The organism is Polynucleobacter parvulilacunae, assembly GCF_018881715.1.
GTDB lineage: Bacteria > Pseudomonadota > Gammaproteobacteria > Burkholderiales > Burkholderiaceae > Polynucleobacter > Polynucleobacter parvulilacunae.
Genome location: NZ_JACVPW010000001.1, coordinates 718,295 through 736,297, shown reverse-complemented (window position 1 = coordinate 736,297; position 18,003 = coordinate 718,295). Strand labels below are relative to the sequence as shown.

The following is an 18,003-nucleotide window of genomic DNA, read 5'->3' as shown; positions in this document are numbered from 1 at the left end:
ACTCTTTTCTTCTATTTTTAATTAACTGATTATTTGCGCAGACCAAGAACGTCTTGCATATCAAACAAACCATTGCTTTGATTTTGTAAGAAGCGTGCAGCACGCAGCGATCCTTGAGCATAAGACTGGCGGCTTGAAGATTTATGACTGATTTCAATACGTTCGCCATCGCCAGCAAATAGAACGGTGTGATCACCAACAATGTCGCCACCACGAATGGTGGCAAAGCCGATCGAGCCCTCTTTACGCTCGCCGGTATGGCCTTCACGTGCATAAACTGCAACATCATCTAACTTCTCGCCAAGTGCATCTGCTATGACTTCACCCATCTTGAGTGCGGTACCTGATGGAGCATCTACTTTGTGCTTATGATGGGCTTCAATAATTTCAATGTCATAACCTTGATTGAGCATCTTGGCTGCGATTTCTAATAGCTTAAAGGTCGCATTTACACCAACACTCATGTTGGGCGCAAAAACGATTGCTATTTTTGCAGAGGCCTTTTTCAAGTTAGCAATCTGCTCAATAGTGAGACCAGTAGTACCAATAATCATTTTGGTAGCAGTCTTTTCGGCAACAGCTAAGTGAGCCATCGTGCCTTCAGGTCTAGTAAAGTCGATTAAGAATTCTGCATTTGCCAATACTTGAGCAACATCAGTAGAAATCAGTACGCCAGTTTTTTTACCCAAGAACGCACCAGCATCTTCACCCAACTGTGGGCAAGCAGCATGTTCCAGCGCCCCAACCAATTGGGCATCAGCCATATTGAGCACAGCTTCGATCAGCATCTTACCCATGCGACCTGTAGCACCTGCGATTGCAATCTTCATCATTTATTTCTTCGCTTCTTATTTAAAGGCTGCCGAATAAACTACTTTAGTAGCAACACAAAAGTAGTTTGTTACTTTGCTTCACCAGCCGGTGGAACATTCAGACTGCCTGGACCCAAGGGCTCGGGTTGAGCATCTGCCTGCTTATTTGAAAAACTAAAAAAGTCCCAGAATGAACTGCTATTGGGAGCGGCCGGTACGACAGCACCCGCCGCTAAATTGTCCGTCTTACTTGGAATCAAAACTTCAGGCTGCTGTAATGGCGGCGTCACTGGTGGTTTATTTGAGCCCGTAATGACGTCCCAGAATGTGCGCTTAGTCTTTGAATAGTTATCAATCTCTGCAACCATCTCTATTTCCGTTGGCAAAGCATCACCTTCAAACTTAACAACCTTATCGCCATCAAAAAATACTGTTACATGACGGTCTTTACCAATCGGCTGACCGGCACGTTTAAATTCAAAGATGTAATCCCAGCGATTTGCGTGGAAGTAGCTTGCTAATAATGGAGTACCCAAAATTTGGCGCACCTGTTCACGCGTCATACCTAGCTGTAATTTGGAATATTGCTCGCTAGAGATGAAGTTACCCTGCACAACATCTGGAACATAGGGTCTAAAAATCTTATTCATCCATGCGCGTTGAGTTTCATCAACCGCAGAAGTGCAACCAACCGCTCCCAATAATCCAAATAGGGTCAGAACTACAATTCCCAATCGAACAGGAGAGTAAACACCCTTCAAAACCGGGTTCAAAAAGCGAGTAAAAAGTTCAAGGCAATTTTGCATGGCTGGCCGTATCATTAAGACATTGATTTTAGCTCCCAATGCCATAAATATGACCCAAAACCCTACCCCTGAAGATTTACGAGATATTGGCCTAAAAGCTACCGGGCCTAGGATGAAAATCCTCGATTTCTTTCATCAAAATGGCGGCACGCACTTTAGCGCCGAAGATGTCTTTATGGCTCTGGCCAAAGAAGACAAAGAGATCGGTTTAGCAACGGTTTATCGAGTCCTTACCCAGTTTGAGCGGGCAGGGCTACTTCTGCGCAGTCACTTTGAATCCAGCAAGGGTGACAGTAGGGCTATCTACGAACTGAATGAAGGGCAGCATCACGACCACCTTGTATGTATTGATTGTGGGCATGTTGAGGAATTTGTAGATGAGGACATTGAAAAAAGGCAGCGTGATATTGCCAAAAGCCTGGGTTTTAAGCTCCAGGAGCACTCTTTAGCGATGTATGGCAACTGTCAAAAGAAGAATTGCCGCAATAAACAGCCAAAATAAAGCGGCAAAATAAGGGGTTTTAGTAATCCCGAAAGCAAAAAAGACCTCAAATTGAGGTCTTTTTTATAACATTAAGCCTAAAAGTACGATTTAAGCGTTTTTTAACAACTTTTAAATACTTTTAAATACTCTTAACAATTTTTCTTACTTTACAGCCATCAGAGCTTCTGCGGCATTGAGCATTTGCACTGAATAACCCCACTCATTGTCATACCAAGCCAATACCTTAACCAACTTGCCATCTGCAGATACGCGAGTCTGGGAAGCATCGTAAATACTTGGACGTGGATCGTGATTGAAGTCGATAGACACCAATGGCAAAGTATTAAAGCCCAAAATACCTTTGAGCTCGCCCTCACTAGCGGTCTTGAGAATTGAGTTCACCTCTTCAACACTGGTAGCACGACTTGCAGCAAAAGTTAGGTCGACGACAGAAACGTTAATCACAGGCACACGCATTGCAAAGCCGTCGAAGCGACCTGCCAAAGCGGGGAGCACTAAACCAACTGCTTTAGCGGCACCAGTCTTTGTTGGAATCATGCTGGTTACAGCAGAACGCGCACGACGCATATCCTTGTGATAAACGTCAGTTAATACTTGGTCATTTGTGAAAGCATGAATTGTTGTCATCAAACCTGACTCGATGCCAATCTTCTCTAGAAGTGGCTTAACCAATGGAGCCAAACAGTTCGTTGTGCAGCTTGCATTCGAAACCACAACATCGCTTGGCTTCAATACATTTTGATTTACGCCATACACAATCGTTGCATCCACATCTTTTTCACCAGGAGCAGAAATCAATACTTTCTTCGCGCCCTGTTGAATATGAATCATCGCCTTTTCTTTAGAGGTGAACTTGCCTGTGCACTCTAAAACCAAATCAACACCTAATTCACCCCATGGAGTCTCTGCAGGATTACGCGTGCAGAACATTTTGATGCGATCACCATTCACAACCATGCAATCGCCATCCACTGAAACCTCAGCTGGGAAGCGGCCATGCGCTGAATCGTATTGAGTTAGATGGGCATTAATAGCAATATCGCCCATCGCATTAATTGCAACGATTTTGATATCACGACGTGGCTTGCCATTTACCTGATCTTCATACAAGGCACGCAATACCATGCGGCCGATACGTCCATAACCATTAATTGCGACACGAATTGTCATTTATTTCCCCTTACTAATATTGAATTTTGTACTTTGCTTTATTTCGCGCTTTGCTTTATTTATTGTCGATGCATTGTTTAACTGTCTTTGCAATTTGATCGACTGTTAAACCAAAATATTCATATAAGACTGGAGCTGGCGCTGATTCACCGAAGGTATCCACTCCATGCACAGCCGCACAACCATACTTCCACCAGAAATCGCTCACGCCAGCTTCCACAGCAATACGCGGAATCTTGGCAGGCAATATGCTTGCTTTATAAGCAGCATCTTGTTGATCGAAGACGGTAGTTGAAGGAATCGAAACTACTCGAACTCCCAAACCTTCACCCTGTAAGCGTTCTGCAGTTTGTAATGCAAGAGCGATCTCTGAGCCAGTGGCAATAATGACTGCATCAATCTTTCCAGACGGATCGCGTAAAACATAACCGCCGCGTGCGATATCTTTAATTTGTGCTGTCGTACGAGATACGAATGGGCAGTTCTGACGACTAAAGATCAGGGCGCTAGGGCCATTTTTACGCTCAATGGCTGAGCCCCACGCTACTGCGCTCTCGGTGGTGTCACAAGGACGCCACACCATCAAATTCGGGATCAGGCGCAAACTGGCTACATGCTCTACAGACTGGTGCGTTGGACCATCTTCACCCAAGCCAATAGAGTCATGGGTGAATACAAAAATACTGCGTAACTTCATCAAAGCAGCCATACGCAATGCGTTACGGCTGTAATCAGAGAATGTTAAGAATGTGCCACCAAATGGAATATAGCCACCATGCAAGGCAATACCATTCATGATGGCGCTCATACCAAATTCGCGCACACCGTAGTTAATGTGGTTGCCCCACTGATCAGCGCGTACAGGCTTGCATGAAGACCAATTGGTTAAGTTAGATCCAGTTAAGTCAGCAGAGCCGCCCATAAATTCTGGCAAAGCAGGGGCCAAAGCCTCGATCGCATTCTGACTTGCTTTACGAGTCGCAATGGTTTCTGCTTTTGATTGGCAAGTCTTTAAATACGCATTTAGAGTGGATGAAAAATCTTTTGACAACTCACCTTCCATGCGACGTTGCAATTCAGATGCGAGCTCTGGAAATTTATTTTTATATTTCTGAAATTCTTTATTCCACTCATGCTCAGCTGCTTGACCACGCTTTTTAAAATCCCATGCCGCATAAATATCTTTCGGAATTTCAAACGGAGCATAAGGCCAGTTCAAAGCTACGCGAGTAGCTGCAATTTCAGCAGCGCCCAATGGTGAACCGTGTACCTTGTCGCTACCCGCCATATTTGGCGAGCCTTGACCAATGGCGGTCTTACAGCAAATTAGGGTTGGCTTATCGCTCTTTTTAGCCTTAGCAATCGCGGCAGATACAGCCTCAGCATCGTGGCCATCCACAGCACGAATAACATTCCAGCCATAAGCCTCAAAGCGCTTCGGTGTGTCTTCGTTAAACCATGAAACTACTTTGCCATCAATCGAGATGCCGTTGTCATCCCACAATGCAATTAACTTATTCAGTTTGAGTGTGCCAGCCAAAGAACAGACTTCATGGCTAATACCCTCCATCAAACAACCGTCACCTAAAAATACATAGGTGTAGTGATCAACAATGTTGTGACCAGGACGATTAAATTCTTCTGCCAATAATTTTTCTGCAAGCGCCATACCAACAGCGTTAGAAATTCCTTGCCCTAATGGACCGGTAGTTGTTTCAACGCCTGGAGTAATTCCATACTCGGGATGTCCTGGAGTTTTGCTATGCAACTGACGGAAATTTTTCAACTCCTCAATTGGCAAGTCATAACCAGAAAGATGTAACAAGGAATACAACAACATTGAGCCATGACCATTGGATAAAACAAAACGATCGCGATCAATCCAATGTGGATCTGTTGGGTTATGTTTTAAATGTTCATTCCAAAGACCAACAGCAATATCTGCCATACCCATTGGCATGCCAGGGTGTCCTGAATTTGCCTGCTGTACCGCATCCATGGATAAAGCGCGAATGGCATTGGCCATACGAATTTGAAGGTTTGACATCGTAAAAGTGGTCTCTGGAAAATTAATTGGCTATATTTCAGTAATGCCTCAATTTTATCTTCCCGGGCCATGGGAATCCCAAAAGCCAACCGCCCTCACCCCTGAGGTTGCCCACCACTTGCGTGTAAGACGCGTCCAAGCCGGGGAATTCTTCCCCGTATTCGACGGAAAAGGCCAAATCGCCAAAGGGGAACTCCTTTCTTTGAGCGGAAAAGCAGGTCAAGTTCAGTTGACGGACATCCGCACCGATACCCACCGCGAGACCCCATATGCCATTACTTTGGCTCAAGGACTGGCTGGGGGCGACAAAATGGACTGGATTGTCGAAAAGGCCGTCGAGACTGGCGCCCAAAATATTGCTCCGATGCAGTGCGAGCGCTCTATCCTCAAACTCACTCGCTCAAGCGACGCTGAGCGCGCCCAAAAACGGCTTACTCACTGGGAGGGGATTATTCAAGCAGCTTGCGAACAATGTGATCGTACAGTCTTAGCGAGTCTTGAGCCCATTCAAACATTTGAAGAGTATTTAAAGGCAAGCCCAAAACCTACTCTTAAGTTGCTACTCAGTCCTGATGCTACAAAAAGTATGTATTCAGTACTTTTAGAAAACGATCCTCAAAATATCGTCTTGATGATCGGACCCGAAGGTGGTCACTCCCCCGAAGAGGAGGCTCAGGCAGAGGCTGCAGGCTATCAATTGGTTTCACTAGGTGAACGGGTGCTGAGAACTGAAACAGCTGGTGTGGTGGCCATTACAGCCGTTCATAGCGTGTGGAACCCTGAAATGCAAAATCGCCTCAAATAGAGGCGATTTGTTGGGCTTTAAATGTGCTTTTAAGACTTCAGCAATTAAGCAAAAGAATAGAAGACACGATATGGAGTGCGGCGCTCAGCCCAGAAATCAACAGCATCGCGGAAAACATCCAAGAGAGTTTCGCGAGCTTCTTTGTCAAACTTCTGAGTACATGGCAAACCTTCCAACACCACAACAAATCCAGGCTGTGGACCAGACTTATCAACCGTTGTGGTCAAGGCATCCAACAAAGGATCGTAGTTTTTTGCCTGCTGCTTAGTAAATGAGTAAGCAATCGCAATGGACTCCAAAACCTCACCCTTAGTCATTGCATTGGCGCAATTGGCATAAATGAAGTGTTGACCTAATTCAGTTGCCGCTTCCTGTAAGTCAGGAGTGCGGAAAGCACGAATAGATTGCACGATATTAGGGCGCACACTGCGCAACATTGCCGGCGGTCCGGCATCGCGAACGGCCAAAGCGGCACGCCAAGAAGCTGTCACTTTTTTCCCCGAAACTTGATTTGCTGCATAGGTTTGTAAACGAGATAAACCACCTTCAGCATAAATGTTGGCAGCGGATGACTCAGTTTCAAGTCGATCATTGCTATCCCAACTTTCAGCGCGGCTATGTTCATCGAAGCTGGCTGTATTGCTGTTTTCAGAGCGATTATTCATGATGGGTGCTAGGTTACCCGTAACACGCCATCAAATCAAGCCCAAATACAGTGCATTTTATGTAACACACTGATTTATATAGAAATAATTTATGTGAGTTATTGCTAACTTACATAAATTATAAGGACTTAACTAATTCCTCTAGCGTTACTTGCAGCCTCTACAACCGCCAAAGTTGTCACATTCACGATACGGCGCACAGTAGCAGCCGGGGTCAGAATGTGAATCGGCTTAGCAACACCCAACAACAATGGGCCGATCGCAATGCCATTGCCAGCTGCTGTTTTTAGCAAATTGTAGGAAATGTTTGCTGCATCGATATTTGGCAAAACTAACAAATTAGCATCGCCTTTTAATGGGGACGAAGTCACAGTAGTTGCACGAATCGATTCATCCAAGGCGCTATCGCCATGCATTTCTCCATCAACCTCTAAAGTTGGATCTGCTTTTTGAAGCAATGCTAAGACTTCACGCATTTTGACTGCAGAAGGTGCATTGCTAGAACCAAAGTTGGAATGGGAAAGTAATGCAACTTTAGGAGCAAGTCCCAACTTTCTCATTTCACTGGCAGCCATCAAAGTGAGCTCAGCTAATTCACAAGCGGTTGGATCAATATTAATGTGCGTATCCACCAGGAATACTTGGCGACCCGGCAAAATCAAACCAGACATTGCGCCATACACATTTGCACCTGGCTCATGCCCAATCACTTCATCAACATACTTCAAGTGCGTGGCTATGTTACCCACCGTGCCAGAGATCATGCCGTCAGCCATACCTTTTTGAATCAAAAGGCTACCAATCAAACTATTGCGGCGACGCACTTCTAACTTAGCAAACGATTGTGTGACGCCCTTGCGCTCAGTAAGGGCAAGGTAGGTTTGCCAGAAATCACGGAAGCGTGAGTCGTTCTCTGGGTTCACAATCTCAAAGTCATCACCAGCCTTCATGCGCAGACCGAATTTCTCGATACGATGCTCGATCACCGCTGGGCGACCGATGAGGATTGGAGTAGCAAGGTGCTCATCAATGATGATTTGTACTGCGCGCAATACACGCTCGTCTTCACCTTCAGCAAACACAATGCGCTTTTGATTTGCCGGCACACGCTTAGCAATGCTAAAGAGTGGCTTCATCAAAGTGCCGGAATGGTACACAAATTGTTGCAGCTGATTGCGATACGCGTCGAAATCTTTGATTGGACGTGAAGCTACGCCATCATCCATCGCTGCTTTAGCAACCGCTGGGGCAATCACAGTAATTAAACGCGGGTCAAATGGTTTTGGAATTAAATATTCTGGGCCAAAGGAGAGGTTCTCGATACCATAAACAGAAGCAACCACTTCGCTCTGCTCGGCTTGAGCCAGCTCAGCTACAGCCTTCACGGCTGCGACTTCCATGCCACGAGTAATCGTAGTTGCACCCACATCCAAAGCACCGCGGAAGATAAATGGGAAACACAATACGTTATTTACTTGGTTTGGATAATCGGTGCGGCCCGTTGCCATCACCGCATCCGGACGAACTGCTTTTACCTCTTCAGGCAAAATTTCTGGGGTTGGATTTGCTAAGGCATATACCAATGGCTTAGGAGCCATCTTCTTCACCATATCTTGCTTCAACACACCGCCAGCAGATAGGCCTAAGAAAATATCGGCACCTTCAATTGCTTGATCCAACGTGCGCAAATCTGTTTCTTGGCAAAATGGCTCCTTCTCAGGATCCATCAATTCCTTACGACCTTTGTAAGCAACGCCCGCTAAGTCAGTAACCCAAATATTTTTACGCTGAATACCAAGGTCAACTAATAGATCTAAGCAAGCCAAAGCCGCCGCACCCGCTCCAGAAGTAACTAGCTTTACTTCTTCGACTTTTTTGCCAACTACCTTCAAACCATTGAGGATAGCCGCTGCAACCACAATCGCTGTACCGTGCTGGTCATCATGAAAGACTGGAATCTTCATGCGCGCTTGCAACTTGCGCTCAACCACGAAACAATCAGGCGCTTTAATGTCTTCTAAATTGATGCCACCAAATGTTGGCTCTAATGCTGCGATAATTTCTACCAACTTATCAGGATCGTTTTCATTGACTTCGATATCAAACACGTCAATGCCAGCAAACTTCTTAAAGAGAACTGCTTTACCTTCCATCACTGGCTTACTTGCTAGTGGACCGATATTTCCTAAGCCTAGAACAGCAGTACCGTTGGTAATCACGCCAACTAAGTTTCCACGTGCGGTGTACTTAAAAGCATTAGCGGGATCTTTAACGATCTCTTCGCAGGGAGCTGCAACACCAGGCGTGTATGCGAGCGCTAAATCTCGTTGATTGGTTAATTGCTTAGTCGGGGCAATTTCGATTTTGCCCGGAGTCGGAAACTCGTGGTACTGAAGGGCTGCCTCTCTTAAGGCTGCAATTTGTTGCTCTTTACTATTTTCTTTGCTCATCCACTAACTCACTAAGTTCTGTCTTATTTTTATTTAAATAAGACTTATTAAGAGCTCAATTCTATTCCTCTCGGACACCGGACACACAACAGCCATAAAATGGGGCATGTCTTCTCATTCCAGACCTCCAGGGGAATTTGACCTGATCGAACGTTTTTTTAAAACGGGTGCGGATTCTTTGCGCACAAGCGCAGATTCAGCAATCGCCCTGGGTATTGGTGATGACTGCGCTTTGATTAAGACACCCGCAAATGAAGAAATCGCAATTACTAGCGATATGCTGGTTGAAGGCAGGCACTTTTTTGCAGACGCCGACCCCGAGCTATTGGCCCGCAAAGCCCTAGCAGTCAACCTTTCAGACCTAGCCGCCATGGGTGCAAGACCTCTGGGATTCACGCTGGCAATCGCCCTGCCAAAAGCAGATGAGACATGGCTAAAGTCTTTCTCTAAAGGTCTATTTGCTACGGCCAAAGAATATTCATGCCCTCTTATTGGTGGGGACACTACTGCCGGCCCACTAACCATATCCATTACCGCATTCGGCAGCACACCAAGCGGTAAAGCTATTCGTAGATCTGGGGCAAAAGCAGGCGATGATGTTTGGGTATCCGGAAACATAGGGGATGCAAGACTCGCTCTTGCTGCACTGCGTCATGAAATTAATCTACCTAAAGAAGATTTGCAGCGGATCGAACACCGCATGCATCAGCCAAGCCCCAGGGTTGAACTGGGTATGCAATTACGAGGTGTTGCCAGTGCAGCTCTGGATGTATCGGATGGCTTGCTAGGCGACTTAAGGCATATCTTGAAGCAGTCACAAGTCGATGCGCAAATTGGGTTAGACAAACTACCCAAATCAAGCACACTGCAAAAACAAGATCTCTCTATTCAGAATCTATTTTCCGCTTGTGGTGGAGATGATTACGAACTTTGCTTTACTGCGCATCCAAGTCAACGCGAAAAAATTCAAGCAATCGGTAAGGCCCTGAATTTACCCATAACCTTAATTGGTGAAATACTTCCAATAGAGGGCATTGAGGTAAAGGTTCATTTACTAGATGCCTCCGGAAAAAAACTCAGCGATATCGAGTCAGCACCTTTTTTAAAATCATTTGATCACTTTGCACCATGACCAATATTTCGCATTCCGCAGAAGTGCAGCCTAACTTCAAATGGGTTTTTCAAACAGCTAGTCGCACCCTTGCATTTGGCTTTGGCAGCGGCTTAAGCCCAATGGCGCCTGGCACAGCAGGCACCCTCTGGGCCTGGGCTGCGTTCCTAGTGGGTGAATATTTTTTAAGTACCGAAGACTTCCTCTGGATGATTGGTGGCGGGATTTTGCTAGGTTGCTGGATCTGCGGATACGTCAGCGAAGAGCTTGGTAAAAAAGATTTCGGTGGAATTGTTTGGGATGAGATCGTTGCTTTTTGGTTGGTACTGATCTTCATCATGCCGGCCAACATTTGGATGCAGGTGATTGCTTTTGCTCTGTTCCGATTTTTTGATGCGGCCAAACCAGGTCCTATTGGCATGATTGATCGTCACTTCAAAAATACTGCGGGTGACAATACTCAGAGATCGACTTATCCGCAAATCATCTGGCGCGGATTTGGCATTATGGTCGACGATCTTGCTGCTGCGTTTTGCACACTTCTCGTAATGGCCTTATTACAGTTCTTAATTAAATAATGAAGGCAACTGATCTCACTAAAACTCTCGCTCAGATTTTGGCTTCCAGAAATTGGACAGTGTCATTAGCCGAATCTTGTACTGGCGGACTTGTCTGCGCCACACTTACCGAACTAGCGGGCTCCAGTGAATGGTTTGAGCGTGGCTACATCACCTATAGTAATGAGGCCAAGACTGAGTGTCTCGGCGTACCAGCTGAGCTGATTGAGGTCTATGGGGCTGTCAGCGAGCAAGTGGCCAAGGCCATGGCTGAAGGCGCTCGAATCAATTCTGGAAGCAATGTGGCCATTGCCATCACTGGCGTAGCGGGACCATCAGGCGGTTCAGCAGAAAAACCAGTGGGAACAGTTTGTTTTGGCTGGGCCACTGAAAATCAAACCTTGATTAAAACGATGCATTTTGACGGCGACCGCCAAATGATTAGGCAACAAGCAACTGAATTTGCGCTTACTGAGTTAATCGCCCTACTTAGAAGTTAAGCAAAAAATAGTTTTACTAATACCGCTTACTTCATCCAACCTTTGCTGTGGAAGTACCAAAGTGGGATGATCGCAGAGATGACCATGGCAACAATCGCCATTGGATAACCCCAAGTCGCATCTAACTCAGGCATATGCTTGTAGTTCATACCCCAAACGCTAGCCAATAAAGTTGGTGGCATTAAGGCAACAGATACCACCGAGAAGATCTTGATGATCTTGGATTGGTTCAAGTTAATGAAACCGACGGTCGCGTCCATCAAGAAGTTAATCTTGTCGAATAAGAAAGCGGTATGGTTTTCTAAAGAGTCAATGTCACGCAAAATTTGACGCGCTTCTTCTTGCTGCTCATCCGAGAGTAACTTGCTGCGCATTAGGAAAGACAGGGCTCTGCGGGTATCCATCACATTGCGACGAATACGTCCGTTGGTATCTTCCTCTTTAGCAATCGTCTCGAGAACTTGCTCTGCATCGGCATCATTAATGTCATCTTGCAAAACGCGCTTACCGGCTTGTTCTAGGTTTTCATAAACCTCTTCCAAAGCATCAGCAGAGTATTCAGCATCAGTTGAATACAAATCGAGCAATACGTCTTTTGCATTGCTCACTGATCCAGGACGCAAACGCGCACGCAAGCGTACCAAGCGGAATACTGGCAAATCTTCATCATGAATTGAGAACAACACTTGCTTGGTCAGAACAAACGCTACTCGAACGTTGCGAGAGGTTTCTTCTTCGTCCAATAAGAAATCAGTACGGATATGGAGGTGGCCATCATCTGCCTCAAAATAACGTGCAGATGCTTCTAAGTCACCCAAGTCATCTAACTCAGGTAAGAGTACGCCAAAGGCCTCTTTAATCCAGATTAATTCCTCTTCTTCTGGATCAACCACGTCAATCCAGATAGGATTGGCATATTGCAACAATTCATTACGATCTTCGACTTGCTCTTGAGAGAGGCGGCCATTTTGCAGGACGAACAAGTTGATCATGGTGAACTCCTAAGGAATGTGCGCTAGTTTATCCTATAGAACATGACAGTTTCACTAAAATAAGCCAAATCCAATGAACTCTCGCTCAAATACCTTTAACCAGCAACTCCAGTCTGCATGGGCTTCCCAAGGCAGCATGCTGTGCGTTGGTTTTGACCCAGACCCCAAGCGCTTACCTCCTAGCCTACAAGGGAAGCCTGAGGGCATCTATGAGTTCTGCCGTGAAATCGCTGATGCGACCGCGGATTTGGTCTGCGCCTTCAAACCCCAGTTTGCCTACTTTGCTTCCCAAAGAGCAGAAGCTCAGCTAGAAAAACTGATTAAGCACCTCAAAGACAAATACCCCCACATCCCAGTAATCCTAGACTCCAAACGCGGAGATATTGGCAGTACAGCTGACCATTACGCCCTTGAGGCCTTTGATCGCTATGGCGCAGATGCAGTGACCGTCAACCCTTATATGGGCTTTGACACCATCGAACCCTACCTCAAGCATGCGGGCAAAGGGGTCATTGTCTTGTGCCGTACCTCCAACCCAGGTGGATCTGATTTGCAGTTTCTAAATGTCGCCCCTAATGGTGAGCCTCTTTATCTTCACGTAGCCAAACTGGCAGCACAGCAGTGGAATAGTTCCGGACAGATTAGCCTCGTAGTTGGCGCGACCTTCCCAGAAGAAATCGCTAAGGTACGCGCTATTGTTGGTGAAATGCCTTTATTGATCCCTGGTATCGGAGCACAAGGTGGTGATATTGATGCCACCGTCAGCGCGGGAAAAATTGCTGGCAAACCGGGTACAGGGATGATCATTAATTCATCCAGAGCCATTCTCTATGCCAGCTCTGGTGCTGATTTTGCACAAGCCGCCCGAGAAGTTGCTACAACTACTCGCGATGCACTGCGGACTGCTGCTAGCAAGTAATTCAGCAGGTAAGTAAGAGACCCTTACTTCTTCGGGTAAGGCGCTAAGGCCACTCGATCCATACCTTCCAAGATAAATTCTTGGCGAGCGGAATAGTTAATACTTCCTCGACGACAGTACTGCTGCTTATCAAAACATTTTGGTGCCGGTAGTGCCGAAGCAAGTGCTGCAGCCTGATCTCGATCCAGTCCTGCCGGGCTTTTAGCGTAATAGTGCTGCGAGGCTGCACCAATTCCAAAAATACCTTCGCCCCACTCTACAGAATTGAGATAAATCTCGTATAACCTTTGCTTAGAAAGCGTTAGCTCCAAAAGCCCAGTAATGATGAGCTCCTGCCCTTTGCGTAAATAGTTTTGCTCTGAGGATAAAAATAAATTCTTCGCTAACTGCTGAGTGATGGTGGATCCACCTCGCAAAGCTACTTTAGACTTATTGCCTGCTTGGGCTTTTTGTTGGTTTTGCTGATGCTGCTGTTGATTTTTCTGCCAAGCTTTTTGCATATCTTCAACCCGCACACCTTTGTGCTGAAAGAAGATATCGTCTTCGCTGACTAAAACAGCACGCTTGAGATTATTGGAGATCTTGTCATAAGGTACCCAATAGGATTGCACTGAACAAGTCCAATGCCAGCTACATAGACGCCAACGTTCCGCCCTCTGAAACGCAGTACTGCTGGGGTCTAAGCTAATCCACAGAATGATCTGCAAAGCAAAATAGATTTGCATCGCCACAATGCCTGCTAGCAAACATTTCACTGGGTAAAGAAGCCAGCGCATTAGAGCAAATTAGCTACGTAATTCTGCCAAGACTGCGCGTGGATCAATAGCAGATGCTAGTTGTGCACCACGCCATAGCAAGAATGCATCAGCCGCTTGCTCAACCAACATTCCAAGGCCATCGCTGACACGTGCACCCCGTTGCAAAGCCTGCTGCATAAAGGCGGTAGTTTTGCCGTAGACCATGTCATAAGCGAAAGAGCTGGGCACGAAAATATTGACCACAGCCTTTGGTGTCAGCGGAGACTCATCAATTAACCCTGCAGCAGTGGCATTGATGACCAAGTCAAATGGATATTGGGTTTTTGCGCTGTCTTCTAAGTCGGCCAATGCCCGAGATTCCAGCGCTACTTCTTTGGAGGCAGCCAAATCTGCGAATAGCTTTACCAACTCATCTGCCTTTGTGCTGGAACGATTGGCAATGATGAGGGATTTAGGAGCCTGCTCAAGCAAGGGACCCATCACACCACGTGCGGCCCCACCGGCACCGAGCAACAAAATGCGAGCACTATGCAGCACAATGCCTTGCGCAAGCAAATCACGCACTAGACCAGCACCATCAGTGTTATCACCAAAAATTTTGCCTTCTGTTTTCCATAGAGTATTAACGGCGCCCGCCAACTGCGCACGAGGCGTCAATACATCAGCCAAACTTTGTGCATCAAGCTTGAACGGCACCGTGACATTCATACCCTTACCACCAGCAGCAAAAAAATCTTTGGCTGTCTGAGCAAATGAATCTAGCTCAGGCTGGAGGCGGCCGTAGTGCATCCGTTGATTGGATTGCTCAGCAAAACGCTGGTGAATTGCTGGTGATTTACTGTGGGAGATTGGGTTACCCGCAACAGCATAGACAGCCACACCAGGAAAAAGACTGGGGTCAGTATGCAGGTTGGAGGAATTAGCGGGACTCATAATAGATACAGAATAAGCGAATTTATAAACTTAGTTAAATTGCCTTAATAATTACTTTAATGACGTAGTTCTAGACGATCTACGCCATCACGCGTGAACTCAAAAGTAGAAATCCAATCCAATACATCGATTTGATTGCGCATTTCTGATGGGAAAGGTCCGAATGGGGCTGCCGCCCTCACGATTGCTATCGCCTGTCTATCTAACTCAGGGTTGCCGGAGCTGCGACCAATAGAGAGCCCATCTTTGCCCTGAGCATTAGTCGTGATCCTGCCTTGCTTGTCTACGCTAACAACGATCACCAAGCTGCCATACAAAGGACGCCCATTCGCTCTTGGGAAAAACGCGCTCCCATAAGCTTCAATCTTTTGACGCATCGCATCGTAATAATGCGCAAAGCTTACTGCTTTAGTATTGGCGCCCGTCATTACTTTGCGTCTGGGCTCTTTACCGTCAGCCTGCAGTCGTTTGGCTAACTCGGCCTCTAAAGAATTTAATTGTGGGGTAATTTTTTGCTCATCACCACTCTTACGACCGCCAGATCGAACACGTTGTTCGTCCAGCTTTGCCAGCATTTGCTTTTGCTGCTTTTCTAAAACCTCTAGTCGAGCTTCTGCACCCAATCTTGCGCGGTGCATTGCAGTGGCTTCTTGATTTTCTGTTTTACCACCGCCCTGCAAATCAGCTTGCGCCAACTTGCTTGCTTTCTGAGGAGGAATTTTGTTGCTGGCATTGACCAAAACAACGCTCAATGGCGTGTTGAGTCTGCGATTCTGAATCTCACCTGCACCCCAACGAAACGATAAAAAAAGAATATGAATCAATATCGAAACGCATAAGGCAAAACGGAAAGGATAGCGACTCCAGGCACTGCGCAAACAACGCATGACCTTAGCGAGCCTTTCAGGATAGGGAAATTCCAGGGACTTAATCTGGGCTAGCATCTGCTTCAGGGGCTTCTGACGGTTCTGGCTTTGGATCTGAAGCCAGCTCAGTCGGCATTTTTTCAGATGACTCCACTTTTGCTTCAATCTCCAACACCCGAACACCTGCGCTGAGTTGCAGTAAATCTATATCTGCAATCACCACTTCTGCACGAGTCATGCGCGGATGCGTTGCCAGCTCAGGAATAGGTAAATGCAAAGGAACTAACTCGACCCGAGACATTCCCTCTTTTAGATGGCGAACGTGCACAGTCTTTGATTCGCCGTCTTGAGCAACCCAACGCAAGCACCAATACTTTTCCAATCGATCTTGGAATTCGCCATACGCTTGGTAGCAAGATTCAAAATCGGCTGCGATACCCATTAGGGTTGCATCACGCGGCGGAAAAGGCGCAACCATCTTGGCGGTTACACCGTGCTTTGCAAGCGCAATGAGTTGCCATTGATTTACCAAATCGGAATACCGACGTAAAGGCGAGGTACACCAAGCGTAGTAGTCCAGTCCCAAACCTTCATGAGGCCCAGGGGTCGTTTGCATGCGCGTTCGCAATGGGCCCCAGCCCTTTTGGGTTCTGAACAAGCCTGGCAGACCATGGTCTGCAAGCAGTTGTCCAGAAGCGCTGTTGCAAAAAATCATCCACTCCGCAACGATCGTATCCAAGATGGAGCCGCGTTGACGTGGGATGATTTCTACGCGTTTGACTCCATCCACATCTTGAATCTGAAAATGGAAGTCTCTTGCTAGCGCATTTGGGTCAATGAGACCTAACTGCTCAGCACGCAAACCATTTGCTATGCGCTTTTCTTGCCGGCCGGCATGAAGTAGTTTGGCAGCCTGCCACAAAATAGCCAGCTCCTTGCGATAGGGGTAGTTAGCCCCCTCATCCAGCAAACTTTCTTCACTCACGAGATGCTCAAGATCCTCTAAACGTAAGTTGGCTGCCATCGGCACCATCTCTGCGCGCATCTGCAAGGTCTCTCGATTCGCTACGCCATCTCCACCTATATCAACATAAATCGATAGGGCCGGTCTAGGCATTCCCGCATCCAAAGAGAATTGCTCAATCACCGAATCCGGCAACATCGTAATTTTGTCGCCCGGAAAATACACCGTGGACATTCGATTACGCGCTACTTGATCCAAAGGATCATCTTTGGCGATCGCCAAACCTGGAGCAGCAATATGAATACCCACCCGATGCCCACCCTCAATGGCAGTAACGGATAAGGCGTCATCAATCTCAGTAGTACCCGAATCATCTATGGAGAATGCCTGAACCTGGGCGACTGGAAGCTCGGCAATAGCAGATGAATAAGCTGCTTGATCAACCCCAATAGCCGGATTGTGATCTGCGCCATTCGGAAAATGTGCCTTGAGAAACATTCCCTGGTGATACGCCAAAGGTGAATCAATCGCGCCACAACGAATCATGAGCTGGGCAGGAGACTCTCCAGTCTCGGTGCATGCGGCAAGCAAAGCTTTGTATGCAGAAGTATTTTTATCGGGAGAGAAAAGTAATTGCTTAGCTGAAGACTTGAGCGTTTCAGGGAAGGTTCCAGCAACCAACTCTTGCTGCCAAACCGATTGTTGCTCTTGTTCTTTTTGTTTGCGCTCTAGAGCGGCCAGGCCTGCCTGCAATTGCTCCAAAGGAGCCTTCTGAAAACGGCCACGCCCTTTGCGCCGGAAAAATACCGGTGCGCCTTGCAAGGCAATGGCTAGCGCAACTTGTTGCGGAATACTTGCCTGCGATCCAAAGTACTCTTGTGCCACATCAATCAAGCTAAATTCTTCCTCTGGCGCGCAATCCCAAAGAAACTGCAAATCGATATCGGCAGTTAGTGTGTGAGCTTCGTCCATTGCTGCTTGAGCTTCTGGCATTTCAAAGCGCAGCCATACTTCCTTGGCTTTGAGCTTGATCTTCTTTCCAGACAGGCTAGTTGCCTGCCAAGACTCTGCATCATCTACGCCCGATGCAGACTGGACCGTAGCGATCTTAATATCGCCACCTTCTTCATATAAAAGATTCAT

At 46.7% G+C, this 18,003-nt stretch carries 17 protein-coding genes; 6 read left to right on the top strand and 11 right to left on the bottom strand.

Features of this window, described 5'->3' with window-relative positions; translation table 11 throughout:
- Positions 1–29: 29 nt before the first annotated feature.
- Together dapB and ICN18_RS03860 are read right to left on the bottom strand one after the other, a co-directional pair.
- Positions 30–830 carry a 4-hydroxy-tetrahydrodipicolinate reductase gene (dapB, locus tag ICN18_RS03865; protein ID WP_216189463.1) on the bottom strand — a complete coding sequence of 267 codons (801 nt, stop codon included), beginning with the start codon at positions 828–830 and terminating at the stop codon, positions 30–32.
- A 71-nt stretch (positions 831–901) separates the two neighbouring features.
- Complete coding sequence (locus tag ICN18_RS03860; RefSeq protein ID WP_216189160.1) at positions 902–1,618, bottom strand: outer membrane protein assembly factor BamE; 717 nt, start codon at positions 1,616–1,618, stop codon at positions 902–904.
- 49 nt (positions 1,619–1,667) lie between these two features.
- On the opposite strand from ICN18_RS03860, the gene fur reads away from it, so the two are divergent.
- The gene (gene fur, locus ICN18_RS03855) at positions 1,668–2,120 is read left to right on the top strand and encodes a ferric iron uptake transcriptional regulator (protein WP_216189462.1); all 453 of its coding nucleotides are present in this window, start codon (positions 1,668–1,670) and stop codon (positions 2,118–2,120) included.
- Between the two features lie 144 nt (positions 2,121–2,264).
- Here fur and gap read toward each other — a convergent pair whose 3' ends face one another.
- On the bottom strand, positions 2,265–3,293 hold the full coding sequence (gene gap / locus ICN18_RS03850; protein WP_216189159.1) for a type I glyceraldehyde-3-phosphate dehydrogenase: 1,029 nt from the start codon (positions 3,291–3,293) through the stop codon (positions 2,265–2,267).
- A 55-nt stretch (positions 3,294–3,348) separates the two neighbouring features.
- The gene (gene tkt / locus ICN18_RS03845; RefSeq protein ID WP_223146535.1) at positions 3,349–5,340 is read right to left on the bottom strand and encodes a transketolase; all 1,992 of its coding nucleotides are present in this window, start codon (positions 5,338–5,340) and stop codon (positions 3,349–3,351) included.
- 43 nt (positions 5,341–5,383) lie between these two features.
- Here tkt and ICN18_RS03840 point away from each other — a divergent pair, with 43 nt between their 5' ends.
- The gene (locus tag ICN18_RS03840) at positions 5,384–6,145 is read left to right on the top strand and encodes a 16S rRNA (uracil(1498)-N(3))-methyltransferase (RefSeq protein WP_216189158.1); all 762 of its coding nucleotides are present in this window, start codon (positions 5,384–5,386) and stop codon (positions 6,143–6,145) included.
- 44 nt (positions 6,146–6,189) lie between these two features.
- Here ICN18_RS03840 and ICN18_RS03835 read toward each other — a convergent pair whose 3' ends face one another.
- Both ICN18_RS03835 and ICN18_RS03830 read right to left on the bottom strand, forming a co-directional pair.
- Positions 6,190–6,810, bottom strand: coding sequence for a barstar family protein (locus tag ICN18_RS03835; protein WP_215321414.1), 621 nt, complete (start codon positions 6,808–6,810; stop codon positions 6,190–6,192).
- A gap of 128 nt (positions 6,811–6,938) precedes the next feature.
- On the bottom strand, positions 6,939–9,260 hold the full coding sequence (locus tag ICN18_RS03830) for an NADP-dependent malic enzyme (RefSeq protein ID WP_216189157.1): 2,322 nt from the start codon (positions 9,258–9,260) through the stop codon (positions 6,939–6,941).
- Between the two features lie 106 nt (positions 9,261–9,366).
- On the opposite strand from ICN18_RS03830, the gene thiL reads away from it, so the two are divergent.
- From thiL to ICN18_RS03815, 3 genes are read left to right on the top strand one after another with little or no spacing between them, the layout of a single operon-like run.
- Complete coding sequence (gene thiL, locus ICN18_RS03825) at positions 9,367–10,392, top strand: thiamine-phosphate kinase (protein ID WP_216189156.1); 1,026 nt, start codon at positions 9,367–9,369, stop codon at positions 10,390–10,392.
- Positions 10,389–10,949, top strand: coding sequence for a phosphatidylglycerophosphatase A family protein (locus tag ICN18_RS03820; RefSeq protein WP_216189155.1), 561 nt, complete (start codon positions 10,389–10,391; stop codon positions 10,947–10,949). The genes thiL and ICN18_RS03820 overlap by 4 nt, the downstream gene beginning before the upstream one ends.
- A complete protein-coding gene (locus ICN18_RS03815) occupies positions 10,949–11,428 on the top strand; it encodes a CinA family protein (protein ID WP_216189154.1) in 480 nt (159 codons plus the stop codon). Before ICN18_RS03820 ends, ICN18_RS03815 begins: the two co-directional genes overlap by 1 nt.
- A gap of 26 nt (positions 11,429–11,454) precedes the next feature.
- Here ICN18_RS03815 and corA read toward each other — a convergent pair whose 3' ends face one another.
- Positions 11,455–12,420, bottom strand: a complete 966-nt coding sequence (gene corA / locus ICN18_RS03810; RefSeq protein WP_216189153.1) for a magnesium/cobalt transporter CorA — start codon at positions 12,418–12,420, stop codon at positions 11,455–11,457.
- A gap of 73 nt (positions 12,421–12,493) precedes the next feature.
- On the opposite strand from corA, the gene pyrF reads away from it, so the two are divergent.
- On the top strand, positions 12,494–13,339 hold the full coding sequence (gene pyrF, locus ICN18_RS03805; RefSeq protein WP_216189152.1) for an orotidine-5'-phosphate decarboxylase: 846 nt from the start codon (positions 12,494–12,496) through the stop codon (positions 13,337–13,339).
- 23 nt (positions 13,340–13,362) lie between these two features.
- Here pyrF and mtgA read toward each other — a convergent pair whose 3' ends face one another.
- From mtgA to ICN18_RS03785, 4 genes are read right to left on the bottom strand one after another with little or no spacing between them, the layout of a single operon-like run.
- Positions 13,363–14,115: a monofunctional biosynthetic peptidoglycan transglycosylase gene (gene mtgA / locus ICN18_RS03800; RefSeq protein ID WP_216189151.1), complete on the bottom strand. Its 753-nt coding sequence runs from the start codon at positions 14,113–14,115 to the stop codon at positions 13,363–13,365.
- A 9-nt stretch (positions 14,116–14,124) separates the two neighbouring features.
- A complete protein-coding gene (gene aroE / locus ICN18_RS03795; RefSeq protein WP_216189150.1) occupies positions 14,125–15,030 on the bottom strand; it encodes a shikimate dehydrogenase in 906 nt (301 codons plus the stop codon).
- Positions 15,031–15,086: 56 nt separating this feature from the next.
- Positions 15,087–15,917: an energy transducer TonB family protein gene (locus ICN18_RS03790; protein ID WP_255532058.1), complete on the bottom strand. Its 831-nt coding sequence runs from the start codon at positions 15,915–15,917 to the stop codon at positions 15,087–15,089.
- A gap of 40 nt (positions 15,918–15,957) precedes the next feature.
- Complete coding sequence (locus ICN18_RS03785) at positions 15,958–18,003, bottom strand: ribonuclease catalytic domain-containing protein (protein ID WP_216189148.1); 2,046 nt, start codon at positions 18,001–18,003, stop codon at positions 15,958–15,960.